The sequence below is a fragment of the Acidaminococcus hominis genome (assembly GCF_900291475.1).
Taxonomy (GTDB): domain Bacteria; phylum Bacillota; class Negativicutes; order Acidaminococcales; family Acidaminococcaceae; genus Acidaminococcus; species Acidaminococcus hominis.
The window spans coordinates 507,034-529,486 of the sequence record NZ_OLMM01000005.1 but is presented as its reverse complement, the minus strand read 5'-3'; the positions used below and the strand labels follow the sequence as shown (position 1 = coordinate 529,486).

General features: G+C 55.5%; 22 protein-coding genes, 2 tRNA genes, 1 other RNA gene and 1 other annotated feature. Of the genes, 8 read left to right on the top strand and 17 right to left on the bottom strand.

Annotation, left to right across the window (positions count from 1 at the left end; translation table 11 throughout):
- Positions 1-23 precede the first annotated feature (23 nt).
- Both C7E10_RS08890 and C7E10_RS08885 read left to right on the top strand, forming a co-directional pair.
- The gene (locus tag C7E10_RS08890) at positions 24-563 is read left to right on the top strand and encodes a chromate transporter (protein WP_105327434.1); all 540 of its coding nucleotides are present in this window, start codon (positions 24-26) and stop codon (positions 561-563) included.
- On the top strand, positions 563-1,132 hold the full coding sequence (locus C7E10_RS08885) for a chromate transporter (RefSeq protein WP_231086082.1): 570 nt from the start codon (positions 563-565) through the stop codon (positions 1,130-1,132). The genes C7E10_RS08890 and C7E10_RS08885 overlap by 1 nt, the downstream gene beginning before the upstream one ends.
- Before the next feature lie 41 nt (positions 1,133-1,173).
- Here the strand turns inward: C7E10_RS08885 and C7E10_RS08880 are convergent, their stop codons facing one another.
- Entirely contained in the window at positions 1,174-2,085 is a 912-nt protein-coding gene (locus tag C7E10_RS08880) for a LysR family transcriptional regulator (RefSeq protein WP_158572324.1), read from the bottom strand.
- A 129-nt stretch (positions 2,086-2,214) separates the two neighbouring features.
- Between C7E10_RS08880 and C7E10_RS08875 the strand changes: the two genes are divergently transcribed.
- Positions 2,215-3,108, top strand: a complete 894-nt coding sequence (locus tag C7E10_RS08875; protein ID WP_105326940.1) for a DMT family transporter — start codon at positions 2,215-2,217, stop codon at positions 3,106-3,108.
- Between the two features lie 83 nt (positions 3,109-3,191).
- Here the strand turns inward: C7E10_RS08875 and C7E10_RS08870 are convergent, their stop codons facing one another.
- The 9 genes from C7E10_RS08870 to dnaX all read right to left on the bottom strand — a co-directional run bounded on the left by C7E10_RS08870 (position 3,192) and on the right by dnaX (position 11,769).
- Positions 3,192-3,599: a hypothetical protein gene (locus C7E10_RS08870; RefSeq protein ID WP_231086083.1), complete on the bottom strand. Its 408-nt coding sequence runs from the start codon at positions 3,597-3,599 to the stop codon at positions 3,192-3,194.
- A gap of 112 nt (positions 3,600-3,711) precedes the next feature.
- A complete protein-coding gene (locus C7E10_RS08865) occupies positions 3,712-5,076 on the bottom strand; it encodes an MATE family efflux transporter (protein WP_231086084.1) in 1,365 nt (454 codons plus the stop codon).
- A gap of 151 nt (positions 5,077-5,227) precedes the next feature.
- A complete protein-coding gene (locus C7E10_RS08860) occupies positions 5,228-7,261 on the bottom strand; it encodes an LTA synthase family protein (RefSeq protein ID WP_105326939.1) in 2,034 nt (677 codons plus the stop codon).
- A 12-nt stretch (positions 7,262-7,273) separates the two neighbouring features.
- Positions 7,274-8,218 (bottom strand): diacylglycerol/lipid kinase family protein, encoded by a 945-nt coding sequence (locus C7E10_RS08855; protein ID WP_105326938.1) that lies wholly within the window; start codon positions 8,216-8,218, stop codon positions 7,274-7,276.
- A gap of 15 nt (positions 8,219-8,233) precedes the next feature.
- Entirely contained in the window at positions 8,234-8,629 is a 396-nt protein-coding gene (locus tag C7E10_RS08850) for a GtrA family protein (RefSeq protein WP_105326937.1), read from the bottom strand.
- A 4-nt stretch (positions 8,630-8,633) separates the two neighbouring features.
- Positions 8,634-8,879, bottom strand: coding sequence for a pro-sigmaK processing inhibitor BofA family protein (locus tag C7E10_RS08845; RefSeq protein ID WP_105326936.1), 246 nt, complete (start codon positions 8,877-8,879; stop codon positions 8,634-8,636).
- Between the two features lie 13 nt (positions 8,880-8,892).
- On the bottom strand, positions 8,893-9,489 hold the full coding sequence (gene recR / locus C7E10_RS08840) for a recombination mediator RecR (protein WP_105326935.1): 597 nt from the start codon (positions 9,487-9,489) through the stop codon (positions 8,893-8,895).
- Between the two features lie 9 nt (positions 9,490-9,498).
- Positions 9,499-9,831 carry a YbaB/EbfC family nucleoid-associated protein gene (locus tag C7E10_RS08835; protein ID WP_105326934.1) on the bottom strand — a complete coding sequence of 111 codons (333 nt, stop codon included), beginning with the start codon at positions 9,829-9,831 and terminating at the stop codon, positions 9,499-9,501.
- Positions 9,832-9,855: 24 nt separating this feature from the next.
- On the bottom strand, positions 9,856-11,769 hold the full coding sequence (gene dnaX / locus C7E10_RS08830) for a DNA polymerase III subunit gamma/tau (protein WP_105326933.1): 1,914 nt from the start codon (positions 11,767-11,769) through the stop codon (positions 9,856-9,858).
- A gap of 176 nt (positions 11,770-11,945) precedes the next feature.
- Here dnaX and C7E10_RS08825 point away from each other — a divergent pair.
- Positions 11,946-12,035 (top strand) — tRNA-Ser (locus C7E10_RS08825).
- A gap of 51 nt (positions 12,036-12,086) precedes the next feature.
- Positions 12,087-12,186: signal recognition particle sRNA small type (gene ffs / locus C7E10_RS08820), an RNA gene on the top strand.
- A 133-nt stretch (positions 12,187-12,319) separates the two neighbouring features.
- Here the strand turns inward: ffs and C7E10_RS08815 are convergent.
- The 5 genes from C7E10_RS08815 to C7E10_RS08795 all read right to left on the bottom strand — a co-directional run bounded on the left by C7E10_RS08815 (position 12,320) and on the right by C7E10_RS08795 (position 16,843).
- Positions 12,320-13,720: an FAD-binding oxidoreductase gene (locus tag C7E10_RS08815; protein WP_105326932.1), complete on the bottom strand. Its 1,401-nt coding sequence runs from the start codon at positions 13,718-13,720 to the stop codon at positions 12,320-12,322.
- A 63-nt stretch (positions 13,721-13,783) separates the two neighbouring features.
- A complete protein-coding gene (gene alr, locus C7E10_RS08810) occupies positions 13,784-14,929 on the bottom strand; it encodes an alanine racemase (RefSeq protein WP_105326931.1) in 1,146 nt (381 codons plus the stop codon).
- A gap of 336 nt (positions 14,930-15,265) precedes the next feature.
- Positions 15,266-15,353, bottom strand: a tRNA-Ser gene (locus C7E10_RS08805).
- Positions 15,354-15,420: 67 nt separating this feature from the next.
- Positions 15,421-15,891: a nucleoside deaminase gene (locus C7E10_RS08800; protein ID WP_105326930.1), complete on the bottom strand. Its 471-nt coding sequence runs from the start codon at positions 15,889-15,891 to the stop codon at positions 15,421-15,423.
- A 28-nt stretch (positions 15,892-15,919) separates the two neighbouring features.
- A complete protein-coding gene (locus tag C7E10_RS08795; RefSeq protein WP_105326929.1) occupies positions 15,920-16,843 on the bottom strand; it encodes a homoserine O-succinyltransferase in 924 nt (307 codons plus the stop codon).
- A 42-nt stretch (positions 16,844-16,885) separates the two neighbouring features.
- Positions 16,886-17,119, bottom strand: a binding site (T-box leader).
- Positions 17,120-17,249: 130 nt separating this feature from the next.
- Here C7E10_RS08795 and C7E10_RS08790 point away from each other — a divergent pair.
- Both C7E10_RS08790 and C7E10_RS08785 read left to right on the top strand, forming a co-directional pair.
- The gene (locus C7E10_RS08790; protein ID WP_105326928.1) at positions 17,250-17,915 is read left to right on the top strand and encodes a Crp/Fnr family transcriptional regulator; all 666 of its coding nucleotides are present in this window, start codon (positions 17,250-17,252) and stop codon (positions 17,913-17,915) included.
- A gap of 9 nt (positions 17,916-17,924) precedes the next feature.
- Positions 17,925-18,527 (top strand): DNA glycosylase, encoded by a 603-nt coding sequence (locus C7E10_RS08785; protein ID WP_105327431.1) that lies wholly within the window; start codon positions 17,925-17,927, stop codon positions 18,525-18,527.
- Between the two features lie 61 nt (positions 18,528-18,588).
- Here C7E10_RS08785 and C7E10_RS08780 read toward each other — a convergent pair whose 3' ends face one another.
- Together C7E10_RS08780 and C7E10_RS08775 are read right to left on the bottom strand one after the other, a co-directional pair.
- Positions 18,589-19,665, bottom strand: a complete 1,077-nt coding sequence (locus C7E10_RS08780) for a metallophosphoesterase (protein ID WP_105326927.1) — start codon at positions 19,663-19,665, stop codon at positions 18,589-18,591.
- A 73-nt stretch (positions 19,666-19,738) separates the two neighbouring features.
- The gene (locus C7E10_RS08775) at positions 19,739-20,125 is read right to left on the bottom strand and encodes a fluoride efflux transporter FluC (protein WP_105326926.1); all 387 of its coding nucleotides are present in this window, start codon (positions 20,123-20,125) and stop codon (positions 19,739-19,741) included.
- 281 nt (positions 20,126-20,406) lie between these two features.
- Here C7E10_RS08775 and rlmD point away from each other — a divergent pair, with 281 nt between their 5' ends.
- Positions 20,407-21,792, top strand: a complete 1,386-nt coding sequence (rlmD, locus tag C7E10_RS08770) for a 23S rRNA (uracil(1939)-C(5))-methyltransferase RlmD (RefSeq protein ID WP_105326925.1) — start codon at positions 20,407-20,409, stop codon at positions 21,790-21,792.
- The last annotated feature ends 661 nt before the right edge of the window (positions 21,793-22,453 follow it).

The window sequence follows — 22,453 nt, the reverse complement described above, 5'->3', positions numbered from 1 at the left end:
AAGGAAGTTAACGGAGGTGCATGATGTCTGAACTTATCCAATTATTTCTTGTTTTTGCCCGTATTGGGGCGGTAACCTTTGGCGGCGGGTATGCCATGCTGCCCATTCTCCAGGCGGAAGTGGTGGAAAAATACCACTGGGCCACGGAAGCAGAGCTGGCAGACTACTTTGCCGTAGGCCAGTGCACTCCCGGGGTCATTGCCGTGAACACGGCAACTTTCATTGGGGATAAGCGCAGAGGACCCATCGGCGGCATTGTGGCTACCCTGGGGGTTGCCACTCCCTCGGTGATCATCATTACGGCCATTGCCGCATTCCTGTCCAACTTTGCAGACCTGTTGATTGTAAAAGATGCCTTTGCCGGCATCCGGATCTGCGTCTGTGTCCTGATTTTCAATGCCGTCTTCAAGCTGGCCAAAAGCGCCCTGGTGGACAAACTCACCGTTGGGCTATTTCTGGTCATTATGCTGGTGAACCTGTTCGTGGATATTTCCCCAGCTTATCTGGTAGTCCTGGCCGGGATTGTGGGCTTGGCTGCCAAGAAAGTGAGAGGTGAACTCTGATGCTGCTGCTTCGACTGTTCTATGAATTTGCCAAAATTGGCCTATTTGCCATTGGGGGCGGCATGGCCACCATTCCCTTTCTGACCAAACTGGCCTCCACCACCGGCTGGTTTACGGAAACGGATCTGCTGAATATGATTGCCGTATCCGAATCCACCCCCGGCCCCATCGGCGTCAACACCGCTACCTATGTGGGCTACCACATTGCCGGTTTCCAGGGTGCCTTGATTGCTACTTTGGGGCTTATTACCCCGTCCGTCATTGTCATCCTGATTATTTTCCAGTTTCTGAAAAAATTTGGCGACAGCAAATACGTGAAGGCCGTCATGTACGGGCTTCGGGCAGCTTCTGCGGGCCTGATTGCCGCGGCAGGTTTCCTGGTAGCCAAGGTCACCCTGTTCCATCCGGAAGCCTGGGGCACAGGAAACGTTATGGCCCTGTTTAACGGCCGGGCCCTTTTGGTAGCCCTGATTCTTGTGTACCTGACCCGGCGCTTTAAAAGCGTCCACCCCATTGCGTTCCTGGCAGCTTCTGCCGTGGTGGGCATTGTGTTCCATTTTTCGATGTAAGCGTTTTTCCTTCCGCCGATACCCCGGCGGAATTTTTTTGCCTATTTTTGCTGGACTTTGCCGGCGGTTCTTTCTTTTGCCTTGACCTCAGCCACAAAATTCTGGACATACTCAATGAATTTTTTAAGGGCTGGGGACGCATCCCGGTAGGAAGGCAGGGCAATGCCCAGTTCCAATTTTTCCCCGGTGGTAAAGGGCAGCACCTTGACCCTGCCCTGCCAGCGGGAAGAGCTGAGCTCATTGTCCATGGAAACGCCCAGCCCCGCTTCCACCAGGCACCAGCAGGTGTACATATCGCTGGTGGTAAATCGCACATCCGGCTGGATATGGTACTTCTTGAAAAAAGCCTCGATGGTGGTTCCCTGGTGGGGAAAGGGTTCAATAAAGGGCAGCTGGGCAATCTCCTCAGGGGAAATGGCTGCCTGCCGGGCCTGGGGAAAGCTTTCGGGAATCCAGGCCACATAGCGGTCGCTGTAGAGAGGCAGCCATTCCCCACTGTAATTCTGGGGCCGGCTGAACAAAACGCAGCTCAGCCGCCGCTCCTGCAAGCCTTCCAAAAGCCGGCTGTTGCCAGCCTCCTGGACGTGGATCCGGATGCCCGGATAATCCCGCTGGAATTTTTGGAGGATGGTGGGCAGCCAGCGGGCAGCAATGCTGTAGTAGCTGCCTACAAACAATTCCCCCTGCTCCAGCCCCCGGATGGCAGCGCAGTACTCATTTAACCGGCCCTGCCAATGCAACAGCTCCCGAAACACCGGCAGCAGCTCCTCCCCTTCGTGGGTAAAGCCCACCCCCTGGGGCCCCCGGGTCAGTACGGGAAATCCCAGATCTTTTTCCAGCCCGTCCAATAGCCGGGTCAGCCCGGAAGGGGAATAGCCCAGCTCCTGGGCGGCTGCCGTAATGCTGCCCAGTTCCACCGCCTTCAGCAGGGCTTTATATTTATTGGTTTCCATGATTCCATCTCCCTTTAGGAAGCAGCTCATTATGCGGATTCCACACAATTATATTGTATAAGTTGCGTTTTACACAATACCTTTTTGGATTTATAATAGAGAAAATTTAAGGAAAAGAAGGAATGTTCCATGAGTACCCGAGCTGCGAAAATTTTGCTGGCTTTTGTTATCCTGACCCGGAGCTGTGCCTTTATTTTTTCCAAAATCTCCTTACAGGAACTGGCCCCCTTCATGGTGCTGGGCATTCGCTTTACCATTTCCTGTCTGATCCTGTCCCTGATCTTCTGCCGTCACCTGTACCGGGAACTGAAAGCGGATTCTCAGCTGCTGCCCAAAAGCTTTCTTCTGGGACTGACCCTGTTCTTTGTTATGGGCTGTGAAATGATGAGCCTGCGGACTTCCGCCGTGCACATGGTGGCCTTTTTGGAAAATACGGCCCTGGCCTTTGTCCCCATCCTGAACGCCATCATCTACCGGCGGCTGCCGGACCGGCACATCGTCATTGGAGTTCTGGCCATCCTTACCGGCGTAGGCTTCCTGACCCTGGGCGGCGCCTCCCTGAGCTTTGCCGCAGGGGACCTGTTCGCCATTGGTTCCGGGCTGTTTTACGGGGCCTACATTGTGGCCACGGGGATTACCGTGGAACACAGCGATGCCTTCTCCCTGGGCATCCTACAAATGGGCATGATGGGTCTGCTCAGCCTGGGGGCTGCCGCCTTCCAGGGTGTAGTAGCCCTTCCCACCCACACCCCCACCCTGCTGAGCCTGACCGTGCTGATTCTGATGTGCAGCTGCTTTGGCTTTACCTTCCAGCCAGTGGCCCAGCAGTACGTACCCAGCGACGAAGCCGGTATGTTCTGCGCCATCACTCCCCTGTCCGCCTCCATTCTGGGCACCCTGGTGTTCCAGGAAACCTTTGGTACCAACGGCTTTATCGGAGCAGCCTGCATTCTGGCGGGAATGCTCTACGTAAACTGGCCCCGGAAAGAAAAAACGCTGCAGGTCTCGGAAGCCCACAGCTAAAAACAGGCATAAAAAAATCGGAAGCTCCCAGGCTTCCGATTTTTTTATGCTCCGAAACGCCTTTTCCGGCGCATCCGCTAGGACTAACAAATATGACTAAAAATATACTGCAAGGCCTCTTTGGCTTGGGCATACCTTTCCTTACTGCCGCTGAGGATGACGCTGTTTTCACTGGAGCGTTCTGCGTTGTCGCTGCCCACACTTAAGGGGCTGTTGGCTGTCTCAAACTCGATATAGCCGCTTAGCACTGTGGATTCCAGCTTGGCCTGGATAGCCACAATGGACCGGAAGGGAATCACCTTGAAATTGTTGTCCCCCAGGTTCCACAGTCCGCCGCCGGTCTTGTCGATGACCACGGCATTTTGGTGCACATACAAATTGGCGCCCCGGCAGTCCACCGCATACAATTCTTCTCCCAGAAATTCCCGTACCGGGCTGGGCCGCATGGCTTCGTCCTTACCGGCACCCTTTAACGCATCAAATAATCCCACGATAGCTCTCCCTTTCTCTGCCAGCCGGGCGCAGGGTTTCCGCCCCGGCCCGTCCGTTCTCTAGTATGTTTTCTAGTATACCATAGGACAGCCGTGCTTTGGAACACGCTCCCTACTCCAGCGCCGGCCCACTGAACTTGCGCTCAATATACCGGAGCCGCAAGGTCAGAAACAGGGCGGAGAAAAAGATGCCCGTAATCAGCCCCAGCCAGTAGCCGTCCGGACCCAGGTGCACCCCGTGGTCCAAAAACAGCCCCGCCGGCAGGGAAATCAGCCAGTAGGCCGCCAGAGCCGAATAGAAGGTGGCCTTTACGTCCTTGTAGCCCCGGAGTACCCCCTGAATGGGGGCGGCGGTACTGTCACAGAACTGGAAGGCTACCGCAAAAATCAGGAAATGCTTGATGGGTCCAATGAGGCTGGGATCCGTGGTGTACAGGGCCGCAATCCAGTCCCGGCCCAAAAGCAGCACAGCGGCGAAAAAGGCTCCGGTCATCAGATTGGCCAGCCGGCCCGTGGAGGCGTACTTTTTGGCTAGCCGAAAGTCCGCCGCCCCCACATACGCCCCCACCAAAATGGTGAGCGCCAGGGAAAAGCTCAAAGGAATCATGTACAGCATACTGCAAAAGCTCATAGCGGCTTGGTTGGCAGCTACAGCGATGGTGCCAAAGCGGGCCACAAACAAACATTCCACCCCGAAAATACTGGTTTCCAGGAAGATTCCCACGCCCATGGGAAGTCCCACCCGGAGGTGTTCCCGCAAATGGGCAAAGGAAAAACCGGAAGGATCAAAAATCCGGTAGCCGGCAAACACTTTCAGGCGTTTTAACACCACCACAAAGCATAAAAGCAGGATCCAGCAGGAAATGGAGGTCCCCACCCCGGCGCCGGGTCCGCCCAGGGCCGGGGCTCCCAGCTTGCCAAAGATAAAGATATAGTTCATGGCGGCGTTGATGGGCACCGTCAAAAGAAACAGCCGCATGGTCACCTGGGTATAGCCCATGCTGTCTACAAAACAGCGGAGCATATTGGAGGCAAAAAGGGGCAGAACGCTGAAAGCGGAAAAACCCAGGTAGCGGTAGGCCACCCGGTATACTTCCGGGGTCAGGTTCATGGTGCCCAAAATGGACGGCAAAAAGAGAATCCCCGCGGTAATGACCAGCACCGTCAGGAGGCAGGACAGCACCAGCCCACTGAACACAGCTCCGGCAATGCTTTTGTTCTCCCCGGCCCCCCGGTAGTTGGCCACAATGGGGGTCAGGGCCTGCTGGATGCCGTTTAAACCGGTAAACAGGGGCATCCAGATATTGGCGCCAATGGCCACGCCGGCCAGTTCATTGGTGCCCGCGTGACCGCTCATGACCGTGTCAAACAAACTGAGCCCCTGGATGGCCATCTGGGTAATCAGGATGGGCACCATAACGCTCATGATGCGCCGTAACCGGGAAGTAAAGGTTCCTTCCCTGCTGCTGTTTTCCACGCAAACACCTCCTTGGTAAAAATAAGCAGAAAGGGCAACAGCCTCCGTCTGGAACCTGCCAGGTACAAGAAAGAGGGTGCGCAGCCTGCACACCCTCCCGGGGACGTATCCCCCAGCCTGCGGGCCGCCAACGGCGGGGCCTGCTGCCCTTTTATTTAGGTTGAAATTCAATATGCCGATTGATGTAGTTGTACATAATGTAGTTGGCAAGGGCATCTTTGGCTTCCGTATCCGGATGCTCCTCGTCCAAGGTGGCAATGATGTAATCATCGGCTGCATAGTAGTAGGCCTTGCCTCCAAAGTATCCCAAACCATAGGGATGAGCTGCGGTCGTCAGCAGATCCCGGCCCATGAATTCCTTGGGCACCTGCTGGCCTTCCAGGGTCAGCAGGGTAGGTGCCAAATCTTCCTGGCTGGCATACATGGTTTCGTCCAGCTGGAAGAGCGGCGCCAAATTTTTGGAGATAAAGAGCAAGGGAATGGGAGCTACACTCTGCTTATCCTGGGGATTATCCACCAGGGTCTTGTATTCACCCCCGGAATGGGGGTTGTGGTCCGCCGTAACGATAAACAGGGTCCGGTCATCCATCAGTCCTTCCGCATCTGCTTCCGCAAAGAAGTGCTGCAAGGTCTTGTCCACCCAGTACATGCCGCAGACCGTGGCCGTTCCCTGATCCCGTACGGATTCCGGCATTTCTGCATAGCTGTAGCCGTAATAGGGATAGGGCTGATGCATATCCAGGGTCTTGCAGACCAGCAGCAGCTTGTCGTTTTTGTGCTCATTCAAGATCCGCAGGGCGGCATCGTACATCACATCATTGTGAAAGCCCCAGCCGCTAGCACCCTTGTAGCCCATACCGGCAATGTCTTCCTTGGCCAGGTAATGTTCCATGCCAAATTGGGCCGGATACTCCCGGTACTCATTGTTGTAGTACCGGCTGGAGGCGCTGAGGAAATAGCCGGTGTAGCCCGCCCCCTGCATAGAGCGGTACAGGGACGGCTGGTTTTCTCCCGGCAGGTCCCCATCGTAGATCAGCTGGGAGCGGAAGGTGGCATTCAGGCCCTGGGTGGTAGGCACCGCCGAGGAGTAGTAATGGTCCACCTTGGGATACCGTTTCAGCAGGGAGTCCAGGTATGGAGTGGTTTCCGCCGGAATATTGGAATTGTAGTAATGAATGTAGTCCCGGTGCACGGATTCCAAAATCAGCAGCACCACCCGGTCGTAGGCCGGCTGCTGCCGGGGCACCGCTTCCGGTTTGGGATAGATGCCCAGCTTGGACAGGGCTTCCTTATCCTGGTCCGTCAAGGTCCGTTCCGTATACTTCCAGGGCTCCTTGACCACCTTATCCGTCTTGAACAGGGCCTTGCCCACAAAGTTCACGTTAATGGGATAAGCAATGCTGTTGCGGGTAGGTTTCCGGGTCTTTTCCAGGTCCACCTCGATATCCAGGCCGCTGACGCTGTCAATGGCCTTGTAGGTGCCTTCCGCCAAAAGCGCATAGGCCACATTCAGGCCCATGGCAAACATCACCAGGCACAGCAGGGACCAGGGCAGGTTGGGCTTTTTCCGTTTGGGATGCACCACCCGGAAAAGGGGAATAAAGGCCAGCAGCACCACTGCGATTACGGCCAGCTGCCAGGGTGCTGTGGTTTCCAGAATGCCCTTGGCCGCATACCAGTTCAGGTTCTCAAACAGCACGCTTTCCACGTGCATGGAGGTATTCCAGAAGTAAATGGCGTCCCCCAGCATAATGATGCAGGTGAAATAGTACGCCAGGAAATACAGGGCCTTCATAGGGCGGTTGGGCCAGTGGTGGTACAGCATGGCGCACAGCAGTACCAGGACAATATTGTTGAACAGCCCGGTAATTACGGAAAGGACGGTCATAAAGCCCGTATCCATTTCCAGGTAGGTGACCATAAACACCGCATCCAGCAGATACAGAATGCCCACCACTACCACCGGAAAATACCGGAGGGTTCTGTCCTTGATTCTCCGCCGCTCCCGGTACAGGAACAGGGCCACCCCCATAAGCAGCAGGTCCCGGAGGAAGCCATTCAGGGCATGGTACCAGCATTCTGCCCAGGGAAAGGGGCGAATGTCCTGGACCAGGGTCCAGTTGTAGACGAATTCAATTGCCAAAAAAAGGAGTACGATCAGTCCCCCAAGAGATATTTTTTTCACAGTAGCCGCTCCTTACGAAATAAATTGGAGTGCTTTGGGAAGCAGCGAAATGGACAACGGCGACGTGACCACCGCGTCTCCGTCCAGCTCTGCGGCAAACTGCTTCACGTTGCAGCGAATTTCTACCCGGGACGCCGGGTAGATTTCCACGCTTTTGTCCAGGCTCAGCATATCGGCTGCAATCAGGGCCGTATAGCGCAGGAAATCCACGCACCGGTCCTTGGTAAACAGGCACACGTGGAGCACAGGATTGGACAGGGAGCCCCCATTCACCAGGGAGAACCGGCCGGCATAGTAGCGGCTTTTGGTAACAATGGCGGAGCTGGCCTCGTGCCAAACCCCATCATCATCAATCATTACCTGGAAGCGGTACTTCCAGTTATGAAGGAGCATTTCGCTGCCCACCACCTTGCCGCTCTGGCGCACATAGGCCAGCGTAGACAGATATTTCTTTTCCTTGGGGGTCACCTTATCCACCACCAGGGAGTCCACCCCAATCCCGGCCACGGTCAGGAAAATCCTGTCGTTGGCCCGGCCCAGGCAGACCGGGGTGGTAAAGCCCTTGGAAACCTGGAACATCCAGTTGTTCACGTCGGTGCGCTGCTGGAGCTCTTTGGCCACCAGGTTCACAGTGCCTGCCGGATAGATACTGACATAGGGCCAGTAATCCGCATCCACACAAACTTCCACCAAAGCCCGCAGGGTCCCGTCCCCGCCGGCCACAATCACCCACTCCACCTTTTCTTCGCAGATCCGCCGGCCCACTTCCTGGGTGGCGGCAAAAGTAGAGACCTGGACGTATTCGAACCGATCCGGTCCGTACAGCTGCAGCAGCTGCTTGGCCATCTTATCCACGTTTTTGTGGATGCCGCTGAAAAAGGTCTGTTTTCCGGCACTATAATTGTGCACCAGCAGCACCTTGTGAAATGCATCGATGTCTACGATTTGACGAAGCATGGCAAACTTACTCCTTTAGTAAATCCATTTTTTCCTGGAACAATAGTTCCAAACTGTCACAAGGGCAGAGGCTGCAATTTTGGACGGCATTACGCTGTAGCCCAGGGCTCCAACGAAAATTCGCATCAGCAGCACATTCAGTACCAATCCCATGGTGGAAACCAGCAGCACCAGGGAAAACTCTTTGGATTTGCTGTACCGGACACCACTGGTAAAAACCCAGATATTGGTGGCCAGGTAGTGGCAGACTGTGGAACAGAAATAGGCCAGGGCTGTGGCCAGAAGATAATTCCAGCCCCAGACCTGACTAAACAGGTAAACCAGCGCCCATTCAAACAGGGCCGCAGTGCCGCCGATCATCAGGTAGCACAAAATCCGGACTTTTTCGTTATCCGATTTATGCAGTTCCATAGGCTCAGTGCCCCGCCAGCTGGTACAGCAGCAGCAGGACAACCCCGGGGACGCCGAAGAAACCGGCTACCAGGGCGGAAACCACATCAATATGCAGCGTTACGCCCACCAGGGAGCCTACCATATTGAAAATCCACAACAGCACCATGCCGCAGAAGCCGTTCCACAAAAGCTTCAGGGACAGGGAAAACATATTGATGACAATAAAGAGCACAACCAGCGCCGCAGCGCCTACAGCCCAAACTTCCATGGTATTTCACCTTTCATAACTCACGCCGGTTTTCCAGCGCTTTATACAGGGTCAGTTCGTCCGCATATTCCAGGTCCCCGCCTACCGGCAGACCATGAGCAATCCGGCTGACCTTCACCCCGGTGGGACGGATCAATCCGGCCAAATAATTGGCCGTTGCTTCCCCTTCCACATCGGAATTGGTGGCCAGGATCACTTCCTTGATTTTTCCGTCCTGGAGACGGCGGAGCAGTTCCCGGATTTTCAGCCGGTCCGGCCCAATACCATCCAGGGGGGACAGGACTCCGTGGAGCACGTGATACAGGCCCTGGTAGCCCCGGGTCCGTTCCATGGCAGCTACATCCTGGGGCTGTTCCACCACGCACACCAGGCTTTGGTCCCGCTTGGCGTCCTGGCAGATTTCGCACAGGTCCCCTTCGCACAAATCAAAGCACTGCCGGCACAGATGGACGTGCTTCTTCGCATCCAAAAGGGCCTGGGCCAGAGCCTCTACATCCTCCTGCTTCATGTCCAGCACATGGTAGGACAGCCGCAGGGCGGACTTGGACCCGATGCCCGGCAGCTTCCGCAGCTGTTCGTACAGCCGGGCCATGGGTTTTACCATTCGCATGATTTTGCCTTAAAACATGCCGGGCAGTTTCATGCCGCCGGTAACCTTGCCCAATTCCTTTTCGGTCATGTCGTCCACCATTTTCATGGCTTCGTTGACAGCCGTCACAATCAGGTCCTGGAGCATTTCTACGTCTTCCGGATCCACTGCGTCCGGGGACAGGGTCAGGCTTACCAGGTTCTTGTTGCCGTTGACCACGACCTTTACGGCTTCACCGCCGGAAGTGGCTTCTACGGTGCGCTCCTTCAGCTCTTCCTGGAGCTTGCTCATTTCGCTCTGCATTTTTTGTACTTTCTTCAGCATGCCCTGCATGTTGTTCATACCCATTCCGCCTTTAAACATTGGTTCATTCCTCCTGAAATTGTGTTATGGTTCTTCTTTATATACCTTACCGCCAAATACCGAAAGCGCCTTTTTTACGCCCGGAGGCAATTCCTCCGGTTCCGCCGGCTTTTCCTTGGCGGCTGGCTGCTCATTTACGGCCGGGGCCGGAGCTGCTGCCTGAGGCGCAGGCTCCGGGGCTGCCTGGGGAGCGGCCTTGGGCGCAACCGGAGCTGCGGGCTGGGGAGGCGTTTGGGGCGCCGCCCAGCGGGCCGGTTCCGGAGGCAAACCTCCAGCCTGGAGCACCACGGCTAGCCCAATGGGCTGTCCCGTGCGCTCCTTTAAAATATCCGTCATTAGATTGTGCAGATCCGGGGTTTCAAAGCGCTCTTTCAGGCTTTCCGAATCCACTACCAAAGTCAGCACCTGGTTGGCAAAAGAGCCCACCTGGGCCATTTTGGCGTATACCAAAAACGCCCGTTTCCGGCGCTGCTTTAGCCCCTGTATCACAGTCTGCCATAGTTCTTCCCCTTGTGCAACCCCTTCTCGTGACAGAGGTGTGACATTTGCGGCAGCAGCTGCTGGCGCAGCCGTAGGAACCACTGGCGCACTAGGCACCACCGGAGCTGCCGGGGGCTTGGGCTCTGCCTTGGGGAAAACGGCCGGTTCCGGCGTCCAGGCTGGCACCGCCGGTGCGTCAGGTACACTGGCAGTTTTAGGCGTAAAGGCCGGCGCTGCCGGCGAAGCAAAAGCCGGGGCTGCCGGAAGCGCACTGCCGCCTAAGGGTGCCGCTGCCGGAGCCGTAAAGCCGCCGGCGGTCAGGGCCGCCACCTGTTCTTCCAGGCTGCGGATCCGGGCTTCCAAAGCCGCTTCTGACGACCCCTGGTGCTTACACAGGTCATACAGGCAAAGCTCCCCCACGATTTTCTTGCGCAGGGACCGCTTGCATTCGGCCGCTGCCTGGTGCAGCTTTTCTTCGCTGGCCATCAGCTGGGGCCGGCTGAACAAGGGGGCCAGCCGGGCCAGTTCCGTTTCCTCATCGGTTACGTAAATATCCTGATAGGCCGGGTCCACCTGATACAGCAGGAGAGCCCGGAAATATTCCATCAGCTCCGCCAAAATCTGCTCTAGCTCCTTGCCCTGCTCCAAAAGAGCGTTCAGGGTAGCCAAAGCGCCGGCCAAATCCTGTTTGCCGATCTGCTCGGTCAGAAGCCGGATTTTTTCCCGGCCGGCGGAGCCAATCATCTGGCGCACCGCTTCGGCCGTAATGGGACTGGCCATGACGCTGCACTGGTCCAAAAGACTGAGTGCGTCCCGCATGCCCCCATCCGCCTGGATGGCAATCAGCCGCAGGGCTTCCTTTTCCGCCTGAATATGGCTGCCTTCCGCCACCTTTTCCAGATGCTCGGCAATCTCTGGCACCGTTACCCGGTGAAAATCGTACCGCTGGCACCGGGACAGGATGGTGGCCGGAATCTTCTGGGGCTCCGTGGTGGCCAATATGAACACCACGTGCTCCGGCGGTTCCTCCAAGGTCTTCAGCAGCGCATTGAAGGCATCGGTGGTAATCATATGGACTTCGTCGATGATATAGACTTTATAACGGCAGGCTGCCGGGGCAAAAAACACCTGATCCCGGAGCTTTTTCATTTCTTCAATGCCCCGGTTGGAGGCCCCGTCGATTTCAATGACATCGGGGGCTGTGCCTTCGGTAATTTCCCGGCACAGGGTGCATTCGTTGCAGGGGTGGGCTGTGGGGCCGTGCTCACAGTTCAGGGCCTTGGCCAAAATCCGGGCCGTACTGGTCTTCCCTGACCCTCTGGGCCCTGTAAACAGATACGCATGGGAAATTCTTCCCGATTCCAGGGCGTTGGAAAGGGCCGTTTTGATATGCGCCTGCCCCACCAGATCCTCGAAGGTCTGCGGCCGCCAGGTGCGATACAGAGCAACGTATGCCATACTTTCCATCCTTTCTGTTCTATCTGAACAATGTGCTTTAGCTATTATACCTTTTTTCCCTAAAAAAATTCAACTAAAATGTTGACAAGTGAGCGCAAATTGGTTATACTGTACCTCGTGGTTGTCTTCAAGACTACTGCAAACAATTGAATAGCTTTATCTAAGCAATTCAACCTGGAGAGTTGTCCGAGCGGTTGAAGGAGCACGCCTGGAAAGCGTGTATACGGGAAACCGTATCGAGGGTTCGAATCCCTCACTCTCCGCCATTTTGTCTGTCAGCCGCGTCAAGCGGCTTTTATTTTTCCGGCGGACTGCAGCGGCGGGTCCTGCGCAATGGAGTCCTGTGAACCTTGTCAGGTCCGGAAGGAAGCAGCAATAAGCAGATCCCTTCATGTGCCGCAGGGGTGCCTGTTGCTGCAGCCCGCCGGGAAAATAAAAAGAGCCTGTGAACTTCGGTTTGCAGGCTTTTTTTGTTGCCGCTCCCCCACTTCAGCCTGAGTTAATCAAAAACGCTTTCCCGCCAAACCTGCGAGAAAGCGTTTTTTATTTCTTAGTATTGGGCCAGCACCTTGCCCGGATTCAAAACATCCTTGGGATCCAGGGCTTTTTTGATGGTCTGCATCATGTACAATTCCCCAGGATCTGCCAGGGAAGCCAGCTGCTTCACCTTCTTGGCGCCGATGCCGTGTTCGCCGCTGAGTTTGCCGCCCATGGCGTAAATATAGGGATAGGCTTCTGCATGGAAATCATGAAGGGCCTTTTCCCAGGCTTCATCTGTCATATTCCCCTTCAGAATGGAGAAATGCAGATTCCCGTCCCCGGCATGGGCCAGGGTAAATACCTGGAAGGGATAGGATTCCGCTACCTTGGACAGTTCGTTGATGGTCTGGGCAATCTTGTCCAGGGGCACCACAAAATCGTCGCTGGTCATTACCTTGCTCAGTACCCGGACGCTTTCCAAACAATTCTTCCGCACCGTCCAAACCCGGTCGTCGGCAATCATCACATCGTCGGCGCCGTTTTCCCGGCACAGTTCATCCAGCTTTTCCAGCTTCTTTTCCAGTTCGTCCTCATCAAAGGTTTCCAGGGTAAGAATCACATAGGAGCCGTCCTCGTAATGGGCCAGCCGGATTTTGGAATAATCGCTGGCAGACCTTACGAAACCATTGTCCATAAATTCCACGCTGGTGGGATTTAGGCCTGCCTTCAGTAAAATGGGTACCAGGCTGACAGCCTTTTCCTGGTCGGTAAATACCGCCAGTACGTCCGCCTTATACGGTGCCAGGGGCAATAGCTTCAGGGTTGCCTTGGTAATGATGCCCAGGGTGCCTTCGCTGCCGATCACCAGCTGGTCCAGGCAGTAGCCGGTGCTGTTTTTCTTGCTCCGGGTGCCCAGGTTGGCGATTTCGCCGTTGGGCAGCACCACTTCGATGGCGTGGACCTGGTTCCGGGTGGTGCCGTAGCGTACGGCCTTGTCGCCCCCGGCATTGGTGGCCAGGTTGCCCCCAATCAGGCAGCTGTCGGCGCTGCAGGGATCTCCTGCGTAGAACAGGCCTACGGCCCGGGCTGCTTCCTGGACCTTCACCGTGGGAACCCCGGCCTGGGCAATCAGGTACATCCCGTCCGCGTCCACTTTTTCAATCTTGTCCAGCCGTTCCAGCAGCAGTACCAGCCCGCCGCACACGGCAATGGCTCCGTCGGAAACACTGGTGCCCCCGCTCCGGGGCGTAACCGGGAAACCGTACTGGTTGGCCAGCTTCATAATGGCTGCCACCTGCTCCGTAGTTTCCGGAGCCACCACCGCTTCAGGGGTCCGGAACAGCCGGGGATCCGTTTCCTCATCGGTTTTATACTGCTCCAGATGGTCCGGATCCGTCCATACATACTTTTCGCCCACCAGGGCGTTTAATTTTTCAAGCACTTCTTGGGTAATTGGATTGTAGTTTTCCATGCTGCTTTGCTGCCTTTCTGCTTACTGTCCTGCGCCTTCCTGCTTTCCTACGCCAGCCACTTCTCAGAAATGGTTGTTCACATAATGGCGGATGGTATAGTGGTACGTATATTTCCGGGGAATCCGGGTGCTCAGTAAGCATAGCACCTCATACCCGATGGTCCCACACCAATCCGCTACCTGATCCAGGGAAATGGCGCCATCCCCAAAGATCACGGCTTCATCCCCTGCGTGCACATTGGGCACGTGGGTTACATCCACCATGAACTGATCCATGCAGATCCGTCCAATAATGGGTGCCTTATACCCCCGGATGCTCACATAGCCCTTATTGGACAGCTTCCGGGAAACCCCGTCCGCATAGCCCAGGGGCAGGGTGGCAATCAGGGTAGGTTCCTTGGTTTCGTAGGTGCAGCCGTAGCTGACCTTTTCCCCGGCGGGAACCTGCTTTACAAAGACCACTTCGGCCTTGAGGCTCATCACCGGCCGAATGTCCAGGCACTGCTTCACTTCCTTGGAAGGCCACCAGCCGTAAAGGGTAATGCCCTGCCGCACCATATTGAATTCCGTGCCGGGCATTTCCGTAATGCCGGCGCTGTTATCCAAATGGATCAGGGGAATCTCAATGCCCCGAGCCTTGATGCTTTCCACGGCCTGGTTAAACAAGGCAACCTGATGCTGGGCGTAATCCTTGTTGGTTTCATCAGCAGTGGCAAAATGGGAGAACAGGCCTTCCAGCTCCACATGGGGCAGATGGCTGATGGCTTCGGCCAAATCCGCCGCTTCCGATGGACGGCAGCCAATCCGGTTCATCCCCGTATCCACGGCCAAATGGACCTTCACCGTCTTATTTTCCTGCAAGGCCATGGCCGAAAGGGCCTGGGCCGTTGTCAGGTCGTACACCGTTTGGGTAATCTGATAATCCACAATGGCTTTTTCGTGTTCCGGGGTCATGGTGCCCAGAATCAGGATGGGGGCCATAATCCCCGCTTCCCGCAGTTCCACGGCTTCCTGGGTCATGGAAACCGCCAGGTAATTGACGCCGGCGGCCAATGCTGCCGTAGCAACAGGCACAGCTCCGTGGCCATAGGCATCGGCCTTGACCACTGCACAGATTTTTGTTCCCGGTTTCAATACCTTCCGGGTCACCTGCACGTTATGGGCAATTGCGGATAAATCCACTTCCGCCCAGACATTTCTTACTCTCATTTGGACGCCACCGTTCTCCTAAAATTGGCGGTCACGGAATCTGCCGTGGACCAGCCAGAATCCAGCGGGCAGGTGCTTGCATACAAAACACGTCCCCGCACTGTTATCCTTTATCATAGCAAAGTCTTTGGGCAGGTTCAAGTTTTTTCCATCTCCGGCTTCCGTCAAAAAGTGTGCTGTTCTGGCAGGGCCTTTTGTCCATTGTGCGCAGCTTGTGCGCACAATTCCCCCCAAAATGCCAAAAACCGGAAACTCTCCCTTCCCTGCAAAAGCCAAACAGCCGCAGACAGCCTGGCTTGCAGGAAAAAAGAATTTCCGGTCTTACGTAACAAATATTGGCGGATGGGGTGGGATTCGAACCCACGATACCTTGCGGTATACTTGATTTCGAGTCAAGCACCTTCGACCACTCGGACACCCATCCGTGAGTTCTCATTATAACACAATTGTTAGAAAGAAAACAAATCTAAAATTCTTGAATTACTGCACCCCTATTCGGACCGCCGGGCCCGGAAAAACTCCTGGAGTACCTGAAGGCACTCCTCTTCCCGGACGCCGGCGGTAACCTGGGTGCCTACGCTGAGGGAAGGCTGCCCAGGAAAATTAAACTGGGAGCCGCAGCAGCCCGCTGCACTATCGTAGGCCCCGTACACCACCCGGCCGATTCTGGCGTTCCAGATGGCTCCGGCGCACATGGGACAGGGTTCCAGGGTCACGTACAGCACGGCGTCCGGCAGCCGCCAGCGGCCCAGCTTGCTGCAAGCCGCCTGGATTACCCGCAGCTCTGCATGGGCCGTGGCATCGGGCAGCTGTTCCCGTCTGTTGTGGTCCCGGGCAATGACCGCCCCGTCCACAACCAGCACCGCCCCTACGGGGATTTCCCCCTCCCGGGCCGCCTGCCGGGCTTCTTCCAGAGCCAGGTCCATATAGTACAGATCTTCCTTTGCGGCTAGTGCTTCCATGGAATGTCCTTTCTTCTCCAAGGGCCTCTTACTCTTTCCGGGTAAGTTTGGTCAAATCATAGGGCGTATCCTGGTACACCCGGTTCAGCCAGTTCAGGTAGAACAGGTGGGCATAGCTGCACCACTTGAAGCAGGGTTGCTGGCTACTGTCGTTGTCCGGATAATAGAAGGCCGGCAGGGCAGGATTCAGGCCCTTATTCTTATCCCTGATGTATTCATCCTGGAGGGAATTCCGTTCGTATTCAAAATGCCCCATAACGAAAATATGGCGCATATCGTGGCTGCAGCAGATATTGATGCCGTTTTCCACGCTGCGGCTGAGCACATCCAGTTTGTCAGAAGCATCTACCGCCTGGTCATCCACGGAGGTGTACCGGGATTGGGGAATAAAGTACCGGTCGTCAAAGCCCCGGAGCAGCGGATGGTTGCGCACCGTCAGGCCGTAAGGATAAATGCCGCAGATTTTCTGGGGCAGCATCCGTTTGGCAACCCCATAGTAATAGTACAGGCCGGCCTGTGCGCCCCAACAGTAATGGAGCACGGAGTAGGCATGGTCCCGGGCCCATTCAAAATACTCCACCACTTCCGGCCAGTATTCCACTTCCTCAAACTCCAGCTTTTCTACAGGAGCCCCGGTGACAATGAAGCCATCGTAGTATTTGTCCTTGATATCGTTAAATTCCAGGTAGCAGCTTTCCAGGTAGGAATTGTCCGTATGGGTGCCCACCCGGCTTACCGGCCGGCAGAAGTCCACTTCCAGCTGCAGGGGGGAATTACCCAAAAGGCGCAGCAGCTGTAATTCCGTAGGTTTCTTTAAGGGCATCAGGTTGAGAATCAGAATACGCAAAGGACGGATATCCTGGGTTGCAGCCCGATCGCTATCTATGGTAACAATTTCTTCCTCTTCCAGTTTGGCTTTTGCCGACAGATGACTCGCAATTTTAATTGGCATAATTTCCACTCCTTTTCTGCAATAAAAAAAGCCTCCGCCCCCTGCAGGGACGAAAGCATCGTGGTACCACCCAGCTTCGCTTGGCCAGGCCAAGCCTCTCGAGTACGTGACTTGGTCGGATACTCCAGTGCTGTAATGGGCACACCCAGACGGCTTACTGCACTTCAGCCATCAGCTCCAAGGCCATGTTCTCCTCTTTGCCCGCTCTTCCTCTCACCAAAACAGAAGCTCTCTGTGCCGCAGCGCCGAAGGTACTCTTCTTTTCATCGCTCATGTCATATGAAATTGCTTACAATTTACCACAGAATGGTTTTCCCGTCAAGTGGTTTACCCGCCTTGCTTTCTTTCCGGAGCCGTTGTATACTGGAGAAAAGAAACGTTGTTAAAACAACGAAAAGGAGGAGCTATGGATACTGCATTTCTAAGCAAAACCGCCCTGTTCAAAAACGTTCCGCCCCAGGAAATCCTTTGCCGGATGAACTGCCTGGGCGGGGTAGAACGTTCCTATAAAAAAGGCACCTATATCCACTACGCCGGAGATATTGTCCACACCGTCAGCATGGTGCTTACCGGCCGGGTGATTATCGAAACCGACGATGTCTGGGGCAACCGGACCCTTCTCGGCCAGGCGGAACCCGGCTCCTTGTTTGCGGAAGCCTACGCCTGCGTGGAAAACGAGCCGCTTTTGATCAACGTGCTGGCAGAGGAAGACACCACCGTGCTGATGATGGACCTGAGCAAGGTCATGCGCACCTGCTCCCACAGCTGCCCCCAGCACACCCAGATTATCGAAAACCTGCTGCACATCTTGGCCCGGAAAAACCTGGCCCTGTCCCGGCGGATTCTCCACACCTCGTCCAAGTCCATCCGGGGACGGGTCATTGCCTACCTATCCTTCTTGGCCGCCAAGCAGAAAAAAGACAGGATCACCGTGCCCTTTAACCGACAGCAGATGGCGGATTATCTCAGCGTGGACCGAAGCGCGTTAAGCAGCGAGCTCAGCAAAATGAAAAAGGAAGGCATCCTGGATTACCATAAGGAAGAATTCCATCTGTTAAAGGATGCGGAGTAGGTGGCGGCCATGACCAAAATACCCACAGAACCTGTCATCGAAACCCATCCCTTTCCGCCCTTTCTGCCGCCCCAGGCCCGGGTACTGGTGCTGGGCACCTTTCCCCCGGCTGCCGGCAAGCGGGCCATGGACTTCTATTATCCCAACTTCCAAAACGATATGTGGCGGATTATGGGACTGATTTTCTTCCAGAACCCGGATTATTTCCGCAAAGGGGAAGCAAAGGCCTTTGACCCCCAAAAAATCCAGCAGGAACTGTCCCGGCTGGGCATCGCCCTGGGCCCCACCGTGCTCCGGGCCATCCGGGAAAAGGGCAACGCCAGCGACAAATTTCTCCAGGTAGTAGAACCGGCGGACCTAAAGGCTATGCTGCACCAGCTGCCCCAGTGCCAGGCCCTGGCCACCACCGGGGAAAAAGCCACGGAACTAGTGCTGGCCCAGTGCGAAAATCCCCCGGCCCTGCCCAAATCGGGAGCCAGCGTACCCATTACCTTGGGCGGCCGGCACTACACCCTGTCCCGCCTTCCCTCCACTTCCCGGGCCTACCCCCTGAAGCTGGAGAAGAAGGCCGCAGCCTACCAGGATTTTTTCAAGGCCTTTGGCCTGCTGTAACAGAAAAACAAAGCTCCCTTCCCAGGTGTTTGGCGCACCTTGGAAGGGAGCTTTGTTTTCTCTATTTTTCGATATTCACCACTACGATTTCCGGCATGGGGCCCGTCCGTACCGGAATGCCCCACAGGCCGTAGCCGCTGGAAACGGTGGCCAGCAGCTGGTCCACCTTTTGGCTGCCGTAATCCAGGAAGTACATTTTTTTCGTAATCAGGCGATTGGGGAACAGCTGGCCTGCATGGGTATGGCCGGCAAAATACAGGTTGTACCCCGCCTTGGCCGCTTCCTCAATATGCCGGGGCTCATGCTCCAGAAAAATATTGAACTTGCCGGGAGCCGGAGCAAACTGCACCCGTCTGTCCCCAAACAGGTAATCGTCCAGGCCGGTCAGGGACAGTTGGGGATTTACCTCCTGGTTTTCATCCACCAGGAAATGAATGCCGTCCTGCTCCAGCATTTTCCGTTCCAGGGGACCCGTACCCATCCGCCGGTCGTGATTGCCGTACACGGCGTATACCCCATCCCGGCTTTGGAGATTTTTCAGGGCATCCAGGGTGCCTTCCTTTTGCACAAGCAGTAGATTCCCGTCCACCATATCCCCACCCAGGAGCACCAGGTCGGGTTTTAGGCTATTGATCCGCTGCACCATACGGTCTGCATCAGCCCGGCCAAACAAACCGCCGTAATGCAGGTCGGACACAAAGACCACCTTGTAGGGTGCGGAAAGGGCCAAATCCGTATGGTAGGTTTCCTCCCGGACCACCGGATGGGTGGCCCGCCAGCAGCCAACCACTACAACCACCAGGTTCAGGGCAAACAGCAGCCGGGCTGCCATAGGCGCTGCCTTGGGAAAATGGCCAACCCAGCCCACCAGCCAAACCAGCAAAAATACCAAAAGGGTCAGGATGGAATAGTACCAAAAGCCCGCCCACAGGCCGCTGAGCCAGGCCAGAAACCGGGTAATGCTCCGGGGCAGCAGATTCAGGTACACATTGCTAAACACAAAAAGCAGCGGCATTACGAGAAAAATCAGCGCCGTCCACCAGGGCCGGAGGAAGGACAGCCCGGTCCGGTACATACTCCATACCGCTGCCGAGCCGCCCAGGCCCAGCACCAATACGGTGAGAAAAAATCGATTCATTTTTTGCCTTCTTTCTAGATTTCCCTATAAGTGAGAAAGGGACCGCCCTTGGCAGTCCCCCTATATCCAAGCATCAGAGCAGCGAACGTCCGGCCCAAAAGGCCAGGCCAGCCGCCAGCAGCCCCAGTGTATTCTGCAGCAGTAAATATAAAAATCCGCTCACATGATCCCCATGCAAAAAGAAATGCATGCCCTCCTTAATGAAGGAAGAAAACGCGGTAAAGCCCCCGATAAAACCCCAGTAGAAAAACGCCGCCCAACGGGGATGGGGCAGTTTGACATACAAATACGAAGCGAAAAAGCCAATGAGCACGCAGCCCAAGGTATTGACGAAAATCATTTCCCAGGGGAAATGGTGGCCCCAAACGCCCTTCAGCGCCGCTGCGGCCAAATACCTGCACACGGAGCCCAGGGCACCCCCCAGACCAATGCAGACCAACAAAAGAAAATCCGTTTCCATGGTAGTTCCTCCTCTATGCTTTTGCCATCCAATAACCGCCTCCTAAGAACTCTTTCAGCTGCCGCCCTGATTTGAAAAAACGGGCGCTGCGACAGCCGGCAGCGTCCTTGCTGTTTTTATCATACCAATTCCACAGGGTATCTGTCAATTCCTGATAATCATTCTTCTTTTCTTTCTTTTTCCCGTTTTTTCATGCACTGAAGGGGAATTCCGGCTGCTGCCAATAATTCCCCGGCCCTGCGGTTGCGTCCCAGGGGCCGCACAGGTATAATAGAAGGACTATGGAACATACACATATGCAATTTAAACCCAAAGAAAATATCGAATGCACCATTAACGGCCTGGGCAGCTCCGGCGAAGGAGTGGGCAAAGTCAGCGGCTTCACCTTCTTTATTCCCGGTGCCCTGCCGGGGGAACGGGTGCAGGCCCAGGTTACCCTGGTAAAAAAGAGCTACGGCCAGGCCAAGCTGGTAAAGGTACTGGTACCCTCCCCGGACCGGGAAAAACCGCCCTGCCCGGTGTACAAGCAATGCGGGGGCTGCCAGCTCCAGCATCTGTCCTACCCGGCCCAGCTGGCCAATAAACGGCAGACCGTGGTAGATGCCCTGGAACGGATTGGCCATTTCCACAAGGTGCAGGTCCTGGACACCCTGGGAGCCCTTCACCCCTGGCATTACCGGAACAAGATGCAGGTGCCCGTCGCACAAAGCAAAAACCACCAGCTGCGGATTGGCTGCTTTGCCGCTGGAACCCATCAGGTCATCGATGTGAAAGACTGCCTGATTCAGCAGGAAACCAACAACAAAATCGCCCAGATTACCCGGGAGTGGATGACCCAATACCATATTGCCGCGCTGGAAGAGGACAGCCGGAAGGGCCTGGTCCGTCACATTATGGGCCGCACCGGGGTAAAAACCGGGGAAGTGATGGCGGTGCTCATCACCAACGAATCTGTGGTGCCCCACCTGAAGGAACTGGCCCAGCTGCTGAGGGCCCAGATTCCCGGTTTCACCACTCTGGTCCAGAACATCAATACCCGGCATACCAACGTAATCATGGGCCAGAAAAACAAGGTCATCTGGGGCCCCGGCTTCATCCATGACCAACTGGGCAAATTCACCTTTGCCATTTCTCCCCATTCCTTCTTCCAGGTAAACACAGAGCAGGCGGAACTGCTGTACGAAACCGCCCTCCAGTACGCCGCTCTGACCGGCAAGGAAAACGTCATCGATGCCTACTGCGGCACAGGAACCATTACCCTGTTTTTGGCCCAAAAGGCCCGCCGGGCCCTGGGCATTGAAATTGTGCCCGCCGCCATCCACGACGCCCACGAAAACGCCAAACACAACCACGTAACCAATACGGAGTTCATCTGCGCCGATGCCGCCAAGGAACTGCCTGACCTGGTGCGTCACGGCAGCCGCCCCGATGTGGTGGTGCTGGATCCGCCCCGGGCCGGCTGCGAAAAGCGTGTTCTGGACGCCATCGCCCAGGTGCGCCCCAAACGGGTGGTGTACGTATCCTGCAATCCGGCCTCTCTGGCCCGAGATGCCGCCATTCTCCGGGACCACGGCTTTGTGCTGCGCAAAGTCCAGCCCGTGGACGTGTTCCCCCACACCTGCCATGTGGAAAGCGTGGCCCTGTTCAGCCGCAGTGAAAATTCCTAAAAAATCTGGGGGTGTGAAATAAGGAAACTTCTATCGTCGCCTTACGGCGACACTTCCTTCACGCTTTACGGTCGCATCCAAATGTCAATCAGTTTCCCGATGACATTTGGAATATGCGACCTATGTGATAGCCGTCCGTGAGCCGAACCCGCAGGGTGAAGGAGAACGGAGCACGGCGAACCACTCAGGAAGCCTTCTATGCCGCTACTGGTCAAGCAATAGACTAGGGTAGTGCAGGTATTTACAAACTATGCTCCTTTGCTATACCCGTTTTGCACATGACTCGTATAGGCCTAAGACTGGCCCCTGAGTGGTTCGCGGCATGCTGCTCAGCTTCACCTTCCAGGTTCACTTTGCAGGCCGCTATCACATGGCTCATATTAACCAATTCTCTGCGGCATACAGCCTTGAGAATTGGATATGAGCGCAAAGCGTGTGGGCAGTCAGTCCGCAGGACTGACTGAGGAAGTTTATTAGGATACGGTTATAAAGAATAACAAAAACGGCTTGCGAACTCTTTTGAGCTCGCAAGCCGTTTTTGCTTACGGGGGTATTATTTCACACCCCCTTTTTTCTAAGAAATGAGCTGCGGCAAAGGATGCAGGATTCCGGGTCAATTCCTGGGAACTTTCTTTTGCTATGCTAAAATAGCATTGGAATA

Bases quoted from the DNA above. Each gene is read 5' to 3' on its own strand.
- C7E10_RS08790 (WP_105326928.1), top strand. From the start codon at position 17,250: ATGGATACTGCATTTCTAAGCAAAACCGCCCTGTTCAAAAACGTTCCG.
- C7E10_RS08785 (WP_105327431.1), top strand. From the start codon at position 17,925: ATGACCAAAATACCCACAGAACCTGTCATCGAAACCCATCCCTTTCCG.
- C7E10_RS08815 (WP_105326932.1), bottom strand. From the start codon at position 13,720: ATGGAAAACTACAATCCAATTACCCAAGAAGTGCTTGAAAAATTAAAC.
- alr (WP_105326931.1), bottom strand. From the start codon at position 14,929: ATGAGAGTAAGAAATGTCTGGGCGGAAGTGGATTTATCCGCAATTGCC.
- C7E10_RS08845 (WP_105326936.1), bottom strand. From the start codon at position 8,879: ATGGAAGTTTGGGCTGTAGGCGCTGCGGCGCTGGTTGTGCTCTTTATT.
- dnaX (WP_105326933.1), bottom strand. From the start codon at position 11,769: ATGGCATACGTTGCTCTGTATCGCACCTGGCGGCCGCAGACCTTCGAG.
- C7E10_RS08885 (WP_231086082.1), top strand. From the start codon at position 563: ATGCTGCTGCTTCGACTGTTCTATGAATTTGCCAAAATTGGCCTATTT.
- C7E10_RS08850 (WP_105326937.1), bottom strand. From the start codon at position 8,629: ATGGAACTGCATAAATCGGATAACGAAAAAGTCCGGATTTTGTGCTAC.
- rlmD (WP_105326925.1), top strand. From the start codon at position 20,407: ATGGAACATACACATATGCAATTTAAACCCAAAGAAAATATCGAATGC.
- C7E10_RS08880 (WP_158572324.1), bottom strand. From the start codon at position 2,085: ATGGAAACCAATAAATATAAAGCCCTGCTGAAGGCGGTGGAACTGGGC.
- C7E10_RS08780 (WP_105326927.1), bottom strand. From the start codon at position 19,665: ATGAATCGATTTTTTCTCACCGTATTGGTGCTGGGCCTGGGCGGCTCG.
- C7E10_RS08875 (WP_105326940.1), top strand. From the start codon at position 2,215: ATGAGTACCCGAGCTGCGAAAATTTTGCTGGCTTTTGTTATCCTGACC.
- C7E10_RS08795 (WP_105326929.1), bottom strand. From the start codon at position 16,843: ATGCCAATTAAAATTGCGAGTCATCTGTCGGCAAAAGCCAAACTGGAA.
- C7E10_RS08835 (WP_105326934.1), bottom strand. From the start codon at position 9,831: ATGTTTAAAGGCGGAATGGGTATGAACAACATGCAGGGCATGCTGAAG.
- C7E10_RS08890 (WP_105327434.1), top strand. From the start codon at position 24: ATGTCTGAACTTATCCAATTATTTCTTGTTTTTGCCCGTATTGGGGCG.
- recR (WP_105326935.1), bottom strand. From the start codon at position 9,489: ATGCGAATGGTAAAACCCATGGCCCGGCTGTACGAACAGCTGCGGAAG.
- C7E10_RS08775 (WP_105326926.1), bottom strand. From the start codon at position 20,125: ATGGAAACGGATTTTCTTTTGTTGGTCTGCATTGGTCTGGGGGGTGCC.
- C7E10_RS08855 (WP_105326938.1), bottom strand. From the start codon at position 8,218: ATGCTTCGTCAAATCGTAGACATCGATGCATTTCACAAGGTGCTGCTG.
- C7E10_RS08800 (WP_105326930.1), bottom strand. From the start codon at position 15,891: ATGGAAGCACTAGCCGCAAAGGAAGATCTGTACTATATGGACCTGGCT.